The sequence below is a fragment of the Pelatocladus sp. BLCC-F211 genome (genome assembly GCF_041928655.1).
GTDB lineage: Bacteria > Cyanobacteriota > Cyanobacteriia > Cyanobacteriales > Nostocaceae > Pelatocladus.
In genome coordinates this window covers 26,123-37,712 of sequence record NZ_JBHFLM010000203.1, presented here as the reverse complement: position 1 = coordinate 37,712, position 11,590 = coordinate 26,123, and the positions used below count along the sequence as shown (strand labels likewise).

10 protein-coding genes and 4 pseudogenes are annotated in these 11,590 nt (G+C 37.7%); 7 read left to right on the top strand and 7 right to left on the bottom strand.

Features of this window, described 5'->3' with window-relative positions; all coding sequences use genetic code 11:
- The first annotated feature begins 430 nt into the window (after positions 1 to 430).
- Both ACE1AT_RS24950 and ACE1AT_RS24945 read left to right on the top strand, forming a co-directional pair.
- A complete protein-coding gene (locus ACE1AT_RS24950) occupies positions 431 to 1,240 on the top strand; it encodes a class I SAM-dependent methyltransferase (RefSeq protein ID WP_374873302.1) in 810 nt (269 codons plus the stop codon).
- A gap of 227 nt (positions 1,241 to 1,467) precedes the next feature.
- Positions 1,468 to 1,641, top strand: a pseudogene (locus tag ACE1AT_RS24945) (IS982 family transposase); the annotation flags it as partial.
- 130 nt (positions 1,642 to 1,771) lie between these two features.
- On the opposite strand, the gene panB reads toward ACE1AT_RS24945, so the two are convergent.
- From panB to ACE1AT_RS24910, 7 genes and pseudogenes are all read right to left on the bottom strand, one after another.
- Positions 1,772 to 2,593 carry a 3-methyl-2-oxobutanoate hydroxymethyltransferase gene (gene panB, locus ACE1AT_RS24940; RefSeq protein WP_374873300.1) on the bottom strand — a complete coding sequence of 274 codons (822 nt, stop codon included), beginning with the start codon at positions 2,591 to 2,593 and terminating at the stop codon, positions 1,772 to 1,774.
- 344 nt (positions 2,594 to 2,937) lie between these two features.
- Positions 2,938 to 3,261: a transposase gene (locus ACE1AT_RS24935; RefSeq protein WP_374873306.1), complete on the bottom strand. Its 324-nt coding sequence runs from the start codon at positions 3,259 to 3,261 to the stop codon at positions 2,938 to 2,940.
- A 6-nt stretch (positions 3,262 to 3,267) separates the two neighbouring features.
- The gene (locus tag ACE1AT_RS24930) at positions 3,268 to 3,606 is read right to left on the bottom strand and encodes a winged helix-turn-helix domain-containing protein (RefSeq protein ID WP_374873298.1); all 339 of its coding nucleotides are present in this window, start codon (positions 3,604 to 3,606) and stop codon (positions 3,268 to 3,270) included.
- 839 nt (positions 3,607 to 4,445) lie between these two features.
- Positions 4,446 to 5,459 (bottom strand): annotated as a pseudogene (locus ACE1AT_RS24925) (ISAzo13 family transposase).
- Positions 5,460 to 5,616: 157 nt separating this feature from the next.
- Entirely contained in the window at positions 5,617 to 6,327 is a 711-nt protein-coding gene (locus ACE1AT_RS24920; RefSeq protein WP_374873296.1) for a helix-turn-helix domain-containing protein, read from the bottom strand.
- 163 nt (positions 6,328 to 6,490) lie between these two features.
- Positions 6,491 to 6,766: pseudogene (locus ACE1AT_RS24915) on the bottom strand (transposase); the annotation flags it as partial.
- Positions 6,767 to 6,779: 13 nt separating this feature from the next.
- Positions 6,780 to 6,957 (bottom strand): annotated as a pseudogene (locus ACE1AT_RS24910) (IS701 family transposase); the annotation flags it as partial.
- A 618-nt stretch (positions 6,958 to 7,575) separates the two neighbouring features.
- On the opposite strand from ACE1AT_RS24910, the gene ACE1AT_RS24905 reads away from it, so the two are divergent.
- The 5 genes from ACE1AT_RS24905 to ACE1AT_RS24885 all read left to right on the top strand — a co-directional run bounded on the left by ACE1AT_RS24905 (position 7,576) and on the right by ACE1AT_RS24885 (position 11,497).
- Positions 7,576 to 7,743 carry a hypothetical protein gene (locus tag ACE1AT_RS24905; protein ID WP_374873294.1) on the top strand — a complete coding sequence of 56 codons (168 nt, stop codon included), beginning with the start codon at positions 7,576 to 7,578 and terminating at the stop codon, positions 7,741 to 7,743.
- Between the two features lie 491 nt (positions 7,744 to 8,234).
- The gene (locus ACE1AT_RS24900) at positions 8,235 to 8,978 is read left to right on the top strand and encodes a hypothetical protein (RefSeq protein ID WP_374873293.1); all 744 of its coding nucleotides are present in this window, start codon (positions 8,235 to 8,237) and stop codon (positions 8,976 to 8,978) included.
- A 221-nt stretch (positions 8,979 to 9,199) separates the two neighbouring features.
- A complete protein-coding gene (locus tag ACE1AT_RS24895; RefSeq protein ID WP_374873291.1) occupies positions 9,200 to 10,117 on the top strand; it encodes a DUF3102 domain-containing protein in 918 nt (305 codons plus the stop codon).
- Positions 10,118 to 10,417: 300 nt separating this feature from the next.
- Positions 10,418 to 10,975 (top strand): FcoT family thioesterase, encoded by a 558-nt coding sequence (locus ACE1AT_RS24890; RefSeq protein ID WP_374873289.1) that lies wholly within the window; start codon positions 10,418 to 10,420, stop codon positions 10,973 to 10,975.
- 60 nt (positions 10,976 to 11,035) lie between these two features.
- Complete coding sequence (locus tag ACE1AT_RS24885) at positions 11,036 to 11,497, top strand: acyl carrier protein (protein WP_374873287.1); 462 nt, start codon at positions 11,036 to 11,038, stop codon at positions 11,495 to 11,497.
- Positions 11,498 to 11,590: the final 93 nt, after the last annotated feature.

The window sequence follows — 11,590 nt, the reverse complement described above, 5'->3', positions numbered from 1 at the left end:
TGATGAACAATAATGTTGGCAATAGTTATCTATGAAAGCGACTGTATTGACTGCTTCTCGCCGTGCTGTAACCATCCACTGTGCTTACTGTTTGAGTGTTCACCCCTGATTTTACTCTCCCTGTAGTAACAAAAGAGGGATTAATTTGAGTGATGATTCTTTATATTCATAATTCTTAATATATTCAAACGAGGGCTGCAGCGACTTTTAATATTAGTCGGAGATGAAGTTGTCGTCAGCAAAGCAGGCAAGAAAAGTTATGGGATTGAGAGATTTTTTTCATCGGTTATATGTAGCGTTTGTTGCAACATTATCTGAATTCTGTAAACAGGGTTACGCTGAAGAAGCAGTAGTGCTGCGATTGTTTTCAACGAAGTACAAAATACTGGACGTAATAATATGGTACTAAGTATAAAATTGGAGGTGTAGTTTGTTTACAGAGTATCTTCATGGTTACTCAATCGAGGAGCAGCAACGTTTAGTTAAACAGGCTGAGTATTGGCAAGATAAACTGATACTGCACGATTTACACTTTTCCGCTGGTGAGTACTTGCTAGAGATCGGTTGTGGAGTAGGAGCAGTACTAGGTGTACTTGGGAAAGCTTTTCCTGGTCTAAACCTGGCTGGAGTTGACTTAGATTCCACGCAAATTGAGTATGCTCGCAAACATTTGAGTAATCTTAGTCTACCTGATGCTGATCTTCGTGTAGCCGATGCTAAAAAACTTCCTTGGCCAGATGCGAGCTTTGATCACGTCTACATAATGTGGCTACTGGAACACGTTTCAGATCCAAAAGTGATTCTGCGTGAAGCTTACCGCGTTCTAAAGCCCGGTGGTACAATTACCATAACTGAAACTGACTACATGAATTTCCTCATTTGGCCCGAGTCAAACGATTACAGATATCTACAAAATTCATTGTACGAACTCTTCCACCACACTGGTGGCCAACCGCATATAGGGCGAGTATTAGGCCCACTCCTACTCTCGGCTGGCTTCAGCAAAGTTACTAACACTCCATTGGGAATTCATTACTTTCGTAGTTTGGGCAATGAAGATCTACGTAATTTCATTGAGTGGCTTTACTGTGTTATAGAATCGACAATCAATCACATGACGCAGAAATTAGGAAAGAATCCAGAGCGGTTACGATCTGGCTTGGAGTTTTTCAGGAGTATTCCAGATCAATCAGAGAGTGCTGCAACGGCTGTTATCTACCGTGCTTTGGCGAGACGGTAGGAAGTGGTAAGGGACTTGCAATTTAATAATGTACCAATCATTTATGACTTTTCTGCTTTATATCAATTACCTGACTGGTATTTTATTTTCACGCAAGTCCCTAAGTTTTTTTTAAACTCTCTTAAACTGGCGGCTCATGAGTATTTAAACTTCTCGAGTTTGCTTCTCCTTATTATATGCAGCTTCATATTAAATTAACGTGAGTTCGACGGCGAGAAAAGCTAAAGGTCAATGACCATCTGAAAAACATGTGTCAAATAGAACACTCCCGACATCGCAGTGTATTTAACTTTTTAGTTAATTTGATGGCTGGTTTGGCTGCTTATACCTATTTGCCAAAAAAACCATCTATTGATATTTACCCAAAAGACTTACCTGCACTGCCTCCTGCTGTTTTTTAGTTCGTCGAACTCACGTTAAATTAGTATTAGCTAGTATTCTTGGATAAAAATAAAGTATTACAGATTACAAAACCTTTAGCGATCACTTATTATGAAAAACTTTGAAAGCTACTAAAATTGTCATTTTTCCTCATAAACTTTGTTTTACCCACTCAATAAGCTTCTGCAGTTCTTCTTGTGGCATATGGCGAACATTATCTTCTGATGGAAACACCCCTTGCTCCACCTCTTCCTTGTATTGTTCTACTGCTCGAAGACTAAGTGTTTGATAATCCTGATACTTCTTTGCCAATCTCAGCTTTCGAGGTGTTATCCCTAGAATATCATTAACTACTAGAACTTGCCCATCAGTGAATCTTCCTGAGCCAATGCCGATTATGGGGGTACTTAACTTCTCAGAGATGAGCTGTCCTACTTCCTCGGGAATCATCTCAAGTAAGAGCATAAATATACCGATCTTCTCTAAGATCAACGCAACTTCTATTAATTCCTTAGCTGCTGCAAAACTTTTTCCTTGGACAGCTTTCTCCTGTTGAGTTTGTGGTAGCAAGCCGAGGTGTCCACACACCTCTACACCATGTTCCACTAAGTATCTAATAACCTCTTCTCGATCTCCCTCTAACTTGACTCCATTAGCTCCATGCAATAGCAACTTTTTGGCATTATCTAGAGCTTGCTTAGGAGTTTCGTAAGAAGCATAGGGCATATCTGCGAGAATGTAAGCTTGAGATGTTCCCCGTCGAACAGCCTTCAAATGATGAACAATATCATCCATTGTGACTTCCATCTCACTGTCGTAGCCTAAAATATTAGTCCCTACACTGTCTCCCACAAAGAAAATATCTATTCCAGCGCTGTCTTCAATAACCGCTGTGGGATAGTCATAACAGGTCAGTGCAGTAATTTTTTGACGGTTTTGTTTTTTTGCTAGTAAGTATGTTGAGCTTTTCATTATAGCCTCACAAATGTCCTATGCTAGAACTCTTCAACGACACAGTTACATTTACTTTCTTAACCACTAATGAAATGTGTCGTTTGCTTCCGTTTTGGTGCATCATAGCACTTTTTGTCGCCCCGTCAGTGACCAATGACAAATGACGACTCCAACTATAGCAATCATAAATGATTCGTGAAAATGAATCATAGATAAACATTTTTGGAAAATCAAATATTTGGTGGTGAGTAACGAACTCAAATAATCTCTTGACAGCAGCGAATGATTTGCACAGATGATAAAACTCTCTGACAAACTTTTTAGCGTACAACCAAATATCTTCTACAGGGTTTTGTGCTGGGTCAGAGGCGAGCAAACCGAATACAAGTAACTTTCCATTCGTTCTCATTAAGTCCTTGATTTAGAGACTCTAAGTAAGCTTGGAATTCAGCCGAACGATGATAACTAGCTCCATCCCAAATCAATGCAATACGGCTTTTAGGGTATTGAGCCAGCAGATACTCAACAAATGCGATCGCAGACTGTGAATCACCTTTTTTGTGGGGCTGAAGCAAAAATTCTTGTGTGTAATAATTCAGGGCACCGAAGTAGGTCTGTCTTTGCCGTTCGTTGAGCACTGGGACTTCTATGCGTTCTTTTGTGTTGCCCCAAACATAACCACAAATATCTCCTCACAAAAGATGGCATTCATCCTCAAAGAACACAACCAGTTCCCCAGATACAATCTCACGTTGATGGGTATCGAGCCATGCAGTTATTTCAAGTTTTTTTTTCGCTACTAAGTCAGGGTTTTTGTTTGGATTCTTCTTCTGTGTCTTATTCCAACTTATATTCTGTTTAAACAGTTCGTAGTAGCTTTGATTTGACTCAGAAACCACACCAAAACTATCTTCGAGATATGTTTTTAGTTCGTCTAAATGCCAGTAATTCTTCTGTTTGAGCCAGTCAATTACTGTAGTATGTTGTACTGCTGTCAGATAACCTTTTGAGCCTTTATACTTAAGCTTCAATCCTGTGATTCCATCCTCTAAAATCGATGAGTGTGATTTTTCACAAATGATTTAGGATTGCTATATCTCCATATAAAATTTATATTATAAGTATTTATTAATTTATTTATTCAGAATTTTAAAATATAAAATTAATAAAACTTGATTTATTTTTGAGTATATAATATTATTTAAATAGGTTGTAAATCAAACCTACTAAATAAGTGATACGTTAAACAATAGCTTGGTTAATCAATAAGATTACCCATTTTAGTCAGTCTTAAAAACGTACACTTTCTCAAACAAATAGAAGGAGTTAAACCATGAAGAATCGTAAGAAAAACGGACAATACACTGGCTCTCTACTTGGTTAATCAATAAGATTACCTATTGCCAGTCCTACCCCGTTTAACTGGTACAAATTATTCCAGCATATCTCGTGTTTTATATTGATATGCTGGAATTAACTTCAGGACTAGCCCTTTCAAGGTGAACGTTTGTACTATGAAATAAATGATGTTTTTAACCCAATTTTGGTACTTTGGCGATTGCGATCACTTAAGGGACTTCCAAAGAATAAATTAATCAAAAAAACTCAAGAGACAGCTATTAAAAGATAATGATAATCATTATAAGGGGAGAGAAAGTGCTTGCCGTTGGCAAGCACTTTCTCTCCCCTCAAATATGCGTGAAGAATTTACACTCTACGACAAGTTACTCGCTGAAATTAAACAACAACCCTTTCTCTCCCCTCAAATATGCGTGAAGAATTTACACCCCTTTCTCTTTCGTTTGTCCTTGGGGTAGTTGCGAGTTTATTTAATTTATAGCTTTATAAAAGCTGTTAAAAAAATTAAAGACTATGTTGCTTCACAATAGATATCAATAAACCATTTACCTAAATTTGGGAAATCTTCATTTGTAGAATTGGTCAGACGTTTAATTTGTTTTTCGATTTTGGACATAGCTTTTTTGGTCAGCTTAATTCCATTTTCATAAGTTTGAGTTACCAACTTCACAATTGGATGTTTCCCTTTCCAATTCATATTTTGAGCGAAATTTAAAGCTGTCTCTATCTCATCTAACTCTGGAAGAAATATACCGTAAGGAGTTATGGTCGTTTTTGGATAATAATCATGGTCTTCAGTTTCAGTTGGAACTCTGTTTTTACCTCCTCGGTCAAATGAGCCTATATTTACACGAGCTTTTGCATCAAGGCTTAGACGTAAAACGCTCTTATAGCGTTTCCTAAGCAACTGAGGTATACCCCAATCCTTCTTAATTAAAGTTAATAGCTTTGAAAACGTACCTCACTAGGTCGAGAACCGCTATATCATCTAAAGTCGATTGATTAACTATTGCTAGTTGCTCAAAGATTGCGTCTGTTTCTGGGATTTTTTTTGAGGAAGAACTTTTGCCACTCGTTTGAGGCGATAACCTAAATAATTCAATTTGACGCGAATAGTTTCTTCTGTCGGTAACTGTTCATTACTGTAACCTAACTTTTCAATTAAAAGCTTTCGCACTTGGCTTGCTGTTAGTCGCGTGTACAGTCTTTGGCTTTTAAAACTAGGGTCAGTTTGACTCTGTTGATCCACTAAAATTTTAATGTCTTCTAAAAGATTTGGTAAGTGTTCTTCTGCCTTCCAGCGTCCTCTAACAGAATAATTATCTACACAATTAATTCCACTGCTTAACTCTCGAATGCCTTTACGGATAGTATTTCTATCCCATCCCAATTGTTCTTGAGCCAGTAGTTGTCCACCGTAACCTAACTCCATCACAATTTGTGCTTGAAAGCGCCGCCTTGCTGCACCTTTGAGTTGGCTTGTTGTTTCCTGGAACAATTTTTTTACTGAATCAGTTAATTCTATCGACACTCTTCTACACCCAAAATTTTCCTTCCCAATTGAATTTACTACAAAAAGGTGAAGGAGAAGCAGCCCTTGGCTGCTTCTCCTTCACCTACTTACAATGATTATCATTCTTATAATTGGTGATTTTATTCTTTGGAAGTCCCTAAGAACCCATTTATCTCGATACTTGATATATATTATCACCTTTATTGGCTGGAGAGCTATTACTACTACACGGAAACTCCTGGAGGAAAATATCGTAAAGTTGGTCTGGATCAATCGGTAGCACTTGGGTCAATAATGCAACCTCTGGAGGTTTAGGTTGTTCACCGAGGATAATTGCCTCAACTCGTTGTTCTGCTCCTGGTACTTCGGCATCGAGAAATGCTTCTAAGACAGTAGCGCGATACCTCCTAACTAACTGAGCAATAATTTTGTTAGTTACTTTTTTCTCATCGTTATTACGATTTTTCTTCCTGTCTAAGTTCCTTGAACCATTAACAAGTTCTTGAATCAAATCACCACCTTTCGCTGTTATTTGAGCTAAATCATATAAACTCAGCCCTTCCATCCACAGTAATACCTCTTCAACCGAGGCAATTAGTCCAGTGGGTACATAACCATACTGTTTTATCTGAGAAATTTGTAAATATTCTTCAAGTGAATAACCTGCATTCAAGTAAATTTGCAAGTCACTAACTGTAGTGCAAATATAGTCAGCCAATCGTTTAGCGCTGATTTCACCTAAATTGCCCTTTCCATTCTCCCAATCAGACCAAGCAGAATGTGATATTCCAGCTTTTTCTGAAATTTGTCGTATTCTTTGATTTCCTCTTAACTTGATACACAACTTTGATAGGCGCTCTTTAGCATCTATTGTCAGCAAAATTTGAACAAATACAGATTAGTATTCTTAATTTATCACTGATTAAACAACTTAGCAAGTAGGATGATATGAAAATTAGACCAATATAGGTGAGCCTGTAACATCGGATGCAGGATTAATATTAATTGCGGAACTGGACAGAAAAAGAGAAATAATATCACGATTAGCACCATGTTTCAGAGTGCAGACTAACCATCGCTTTTATAGCTTGCTCAAAAAATGCAATTACGGAACGTCCTTGACGACGACAAGTTTGTATTACCGTCAATAAATTTGCAGTATCTTGAAACCGCTCCATAGAACGGGAACCTCCACTAACTTTTCGTTTCGTGACGGCGAGTCTTAGGGTTCGTTCAGCCAAGTTGTTATCTGGAGGTACCTCAGGATGATCAAGAAAATACCACCACTGATGTGTTTTGTCTCGTAGCGATCGCAAAACTTTTCGGTCTACTGACTGTGTCATCAACACTTAAAACCCCTCCTACTAGGTTGATGATTTCTTTGACTGTATCAAATAAATCTTTTGGTTCGTATCTCTCTCAATAAAAACCTATTCACACTGTCATGTGACACTTTTCCCAATATCTCCGCTAATCTAGAACATCCTCCATGCTTTGGTTCTGATAGCAGAAATAGAGTGTAATGCTCCAGATTACATTGTGCCGTGGATGGTTTGCTGATTTCTCTGATTTTCCGATACCTAATAATTAGACGAGTTTCGCATTTTGATACATTATTTTACCATTCTGTCAATGCGTAAGTCCTAGCTTTGTTTAGATTTTGCTACCATTTTATAAAAAAAAGACCATTTGCTATTGTCAAATTTGTTTTTTGGTGATAAATTGAGCGTATATAAATTTTTTGGTCATATATTGCTAACAAAATTACTAACCTGAGACCGTTCATCAAAGGTATGTATTAACTTAAGAGGAAGAAGAAAAGGTATGATAAGTTGCTGAAAAAGCTGTTATCTTGTACCAAAGTTTTAATGCTGCTATTGAGTGTTCTTATAAAAACATTTTTTTTGTTTTCAAGGACTCCAAATCAGTATTTTTGATCTTTCCAATTACGGCTTTGTTCATACAGGGTAAAAATACAAGATAGAAGTCTTCGACCAGTGCTGAAAAGGGCTCGAAACAGGAGTTAATTATTACTGTTTACCGTTGCATATAAGTAAGTCGGCGTGAAAAACCAAACTATGTGAAGATAAGTAAATACAGAGAATGCATCTACCGAGGTGACTAAGATATGGGCGCTCGTTTAAGGGTGTTTTTGACTCGCGATCAGGATAAAACTCTATTAAACCTAAGAACTGCGGATTTCAATATTCCTGGTCTGAAACGCTGCTTTCTCAAATTAATTGCCTTCATGAATGATTTTCGAGCGGCTCCTATGAGTTTCCCCATTGCCAGTTAAGTTCATTCTTTTTTCTTTCCCTAAAGTAACAAAAGAGGGATCAGACCCATCACTGATTGAAGACAACCAAATTTAAAATTTAGTGGGGGTCTTGAAGCAATCTATTCATCCGCCAGTCATACAGAATTCATACTGACTCCTGACGAATGTGTTCTATTTAGATATACTTTTCCGGATATTTACTTAATCAGATAGCATCACTCCGTTGTTCTTGAAGCGTTTCTCAGTGCCAAATTAACAAGAGCAGAAGAGTGAAACGGGGTAATTTTCGATCTCATAACCTAACTCCGCAGAGACTACCTGATGGATCTAAGTACTAGCTAATTGATTCAGATTAACGTTTGAGTATTTATACTTCTGACGGGCGTAGCTTACGCCTTTCAAACTAAGTAGGGGCGAGTGGACTCTTGTCCTTACAAACGGTATCGTTTATCGATGTCAACACTCAGCTTACGTCCTATGCAAAGTATACCAGAGAGAGTTTTTGTGTAATGGAAATAAAGTTACTTAGAGCTGCACAGCAAATAGTTAATGATGAAGTCATCCGACTATTTACTAAGGAATGCGGGATAAATTACCCTGTAGTTTTGGAAAATAAAATTGTAAAAATATATACTTTAAGTATCAAGAAAGCTAGGGTAATTTCCTGGGAAAAGTGCTATTTATTATCCAAACAATGTATCAGCTGGAATATTGAAAAAATAGAGATTTATTATCCTCCCTATTGTTGCCCACCAATTACTATCAATCCCCACGCAATTGTCGCAAAATACTATAATTTTCAAAAAGGAACAATGAGGACAGCATCACCAATTATCCCAACAGCAGGAATTCAAATTGACGATTTGAAGTTATCCCAGTGTTTACTTCCCATTCTGATTAGGTGGATTGAAAACCCTCATATTAAAGGGGGAATAATTCGCGTTTCTGACGAACGCCAGATAGTACTCACAGAAGCTAGTGCTGTTTTAATATCTGGCACTGATTTGGCTGGCGCAACTAAACGCAAACGCTCAGACTACTGGTATCCCCCTGATTTGGAAGATATGCGCCGCGAAACTCAACAGCGAGGCGATTCCCGATTTGATTTCCGCTGGCGGGGGACTGACGAGCAGCGCTCTCGCTGGAACTTGTTTGTTAACAGCTACTACATAGTGCGTGATGAATTTAGTAATGTGTACTTGATCTCTGAGAATGTGGCAGTAGAAGAGATGGCACCACCCCCAAAAGTCTAGCTTGTGGGGATTGACAAGCGCTCTCAAATCCTTGCACTGTAAGAAATAGAGAATTTTATAACATAAAAAGATACAGTGCAAATTTGGCGGTTATTGAAGCAATTCTTAATAAGCAAAGGCTAGAAACTTCTTTTTTGGCTAAACTTTGCCCGATTCTTTCCATCTTTTAAAGATCATCGCCTTTAAAAACTTATTCTGTAGGCTTTGGAGATTAATTGTTAATGGGTGCAAATGATTTACCATCTTTCTCAAAAGGACAACCATCAAATCCAGAAGAACAAAACTTTAACTATACTGCTCTGGAAACTGAAACCAGAATTTTTTTACAACAGTATACTAGGGACATTAAAAGTCTTATTCGCCGTACATCTCAAGACATCATTGAAATTGGAGAAAAACTGAGTGAGGTAAAACAGCAGCTACGACATGGAAACTTCATAAATTGGTTAAAGTATGAGTTTAATTGGAGCGAATCAACCGCAACTAGGTTTATGCAGGTAAAAGCCCAATTTAAATCCGTCAATTTGACGGATTTGCATATTTCAGCTTCCGCTCTTTACCTGCTTGCAGCTCCTTCTACCCCTCAACAGGCGAGGAAAGAAGCTCTTGAGCGAGCTAGTCTTGGAGAAGTCATTTCCTACTCCTCAGCTTGTACGATCGTTAATCAGTACAAGAAGGGATCTAAGGCAAAAACTCCCAAAACAGTCTCTTTTAATGACGCACCTAAAGATGAGTCATTTGACGTGGTACAGCCTGTAGCAGATGAGTGTATTAGTGTTGTAGAACCTTCTGAGGATAAACTCTTGGGAGAAAAAACAAAAACTCCACCATACTCTCAAATAGTTGATCAGGGCCCTATTATGCTGCCAATGACTAATAACAGTGACTATCCACCTAACAACCAAGCCCAGATGGAGATGGAATTGTTATTTAAGATTGGTCATTATCTCTGCATTACAGACATTGAACAGCAGAACTACAAATGGTTAGGAAAGATAGCTGAAGTCAAAAAAGTAACTGCTTCCGACATCGACGTGGTGATTACGATTTCACGTCAACTTGCTAGCGACGATAAGACTGTAGAAAATAACAGTTATTGTATTGCAAAAACTGACGTTACTTTAGCCGGGGCTATTTGATTCTCATAAATACTCGTACTTGTTGACACCTTCAATAATCAAGTAGCGATCGCATTGCATACATTAGCTATCCAGGCTTTGCTCACAATATGGGCATCGTCATAGAGCAGTTGTATTAGGACTAGGACAACCGCATCTAAATTACTCTTGATGACAACGAAGATTAAGAATCAACGAGAAAATCAGAATTTCGTGTTTGATTATTTTTTAAACCGCAATTTGCTTATTAACATGATGCGGCTGTCCTGGTATTAGGACTGTGTTCAAAATATCTCAACAATTTTATTAGGAGAAACGATTATGTGGATACCTCAAAATTCAAGTAAAGAGACCGTCAAACTGAATAGTATCTGGGTCAATAATGATGATATCTTACTAGCACAAGTACTTAAGCCTTACAAGGCTCATTGCAAATACCTTAAGTCTGCTGAGGTGATTCAAGAGGGCGATCCTCAGGATCGGGGACGTGTCATAGGACGATGTGAATTTGCCATACCTGAATCATGTTATATCGATGATACGGGTCATTTTAATTCGGTAGAGTTCAATATTTGCTACAATCAAATGATGTATTATGTTATAGCCAAATCTGTAAAAGAAAGGCTAATGACATCATTTTATTCCTGGACTATGGCAGATTATTGGGCTAAACAGCTACCGGATATTTATATTGTGAATTTTGAAAGTGTTTTTCGATATGCTATGCAGTCCCGTCAGTTTAGGGGTGAGATTGAATTTACGAATATTCGAGTCAGATCTGGATTGATGTATATAGTTACCAAATGTCGTTATTGGGATGACCAAGGTGGTAATTGCAGTGGTAATGTTAAGTTAGCCATTGTAAATCCTCCTGTATAGTTGATACTGACTTTCACCCTTGATGTGTTTTTAAACGTATTTTCAACAGGTATTTAAATTATGGATTCTAATGAAGTCGTTATTCGGTTAGCAAGCGTTACACCTGGTGAATGTGAGCAATGGCTGATTGATTATTTATCTAATAAATTGAAGCTGTTGCTACTAATTGAATGGGATGAATACCTACCACTGGCGCAGAACTATTTTGAACTTGGTTTAACGTCCTTAAAGCTGCAACAGTTCAAGCAAGAGATTGAAAGCGATATAAATATAACTGTTAGTCTTGAAGTCTTTTTCAATAATCCTACAATTGCTAGCCTAGTTACATATTTGCAAAGTGTGGTTTTGAAAGACTATTTTCCCAGGAGTGCTGTTCTCGGAAATAATGGGGAGTCACGCAGTGAAACGTCTTACACAACTAATTTAGAAGAGTTCGTTTTTACTGATTTCGGTGATTATGAATTTAATGAACAAGTTATTTTAGAAGGGGTATTAAAATCACTTGGCTTGAGTGATTGTTAAGCATTCAAACAGTACAAGATCGCCTCACTTTTCCAGGTTTATTAACAGCATTTCTTGTAATTTGAGGAGAAAGGATTCTCCGCCGTAATCTGT

Bases quoted from the DNA above. Each gene is read 5' to 3' on its own strand.
- panB (WP_374873300.1), bottom strand. From the start codon at position 2,593: ATGAAAAGCTCAACATACTTACTAGCAAAAAAACAAAACCGTCAAAAA.
- ACE1AT_RS24905 (WP_374873294.1), top strand. From the start codon at position 7,576: ATGGGCGCTCGTTTAAGGGTGTTTTTGACTCGCGATCAGGATAAAACT.
- ACE1AT_RS24900 (WP_374873293.1), top strand. From the start codon at position 8,235: ATGGAAATAAAGTTACTTAGAGCTGCACAGCAAATAGTTAATGATGAA.
- ACE1AT_RS24895 (WP_374873291.1), top strand. From the start codon at position 9,200: ATGGGTGCAAATGATTTACCATCTTTCTCAAAAGGACAACCATCAAAT.
- ACE1AT_RS24890 (WP_374873289.1), top strand. From the start codon at position 10,418: ATGTGGATACCTCAAAATTCAAGTAAAGAGACCGTCAAACTGAATAGT.
- ACE1AT_RS24885 (WP_374873287.1), top strand. From the start codon at position 11,036: ATGGATTCTAATGAAGTCGTTATTCGGTTAGCAAGCGTTACACCTGGT.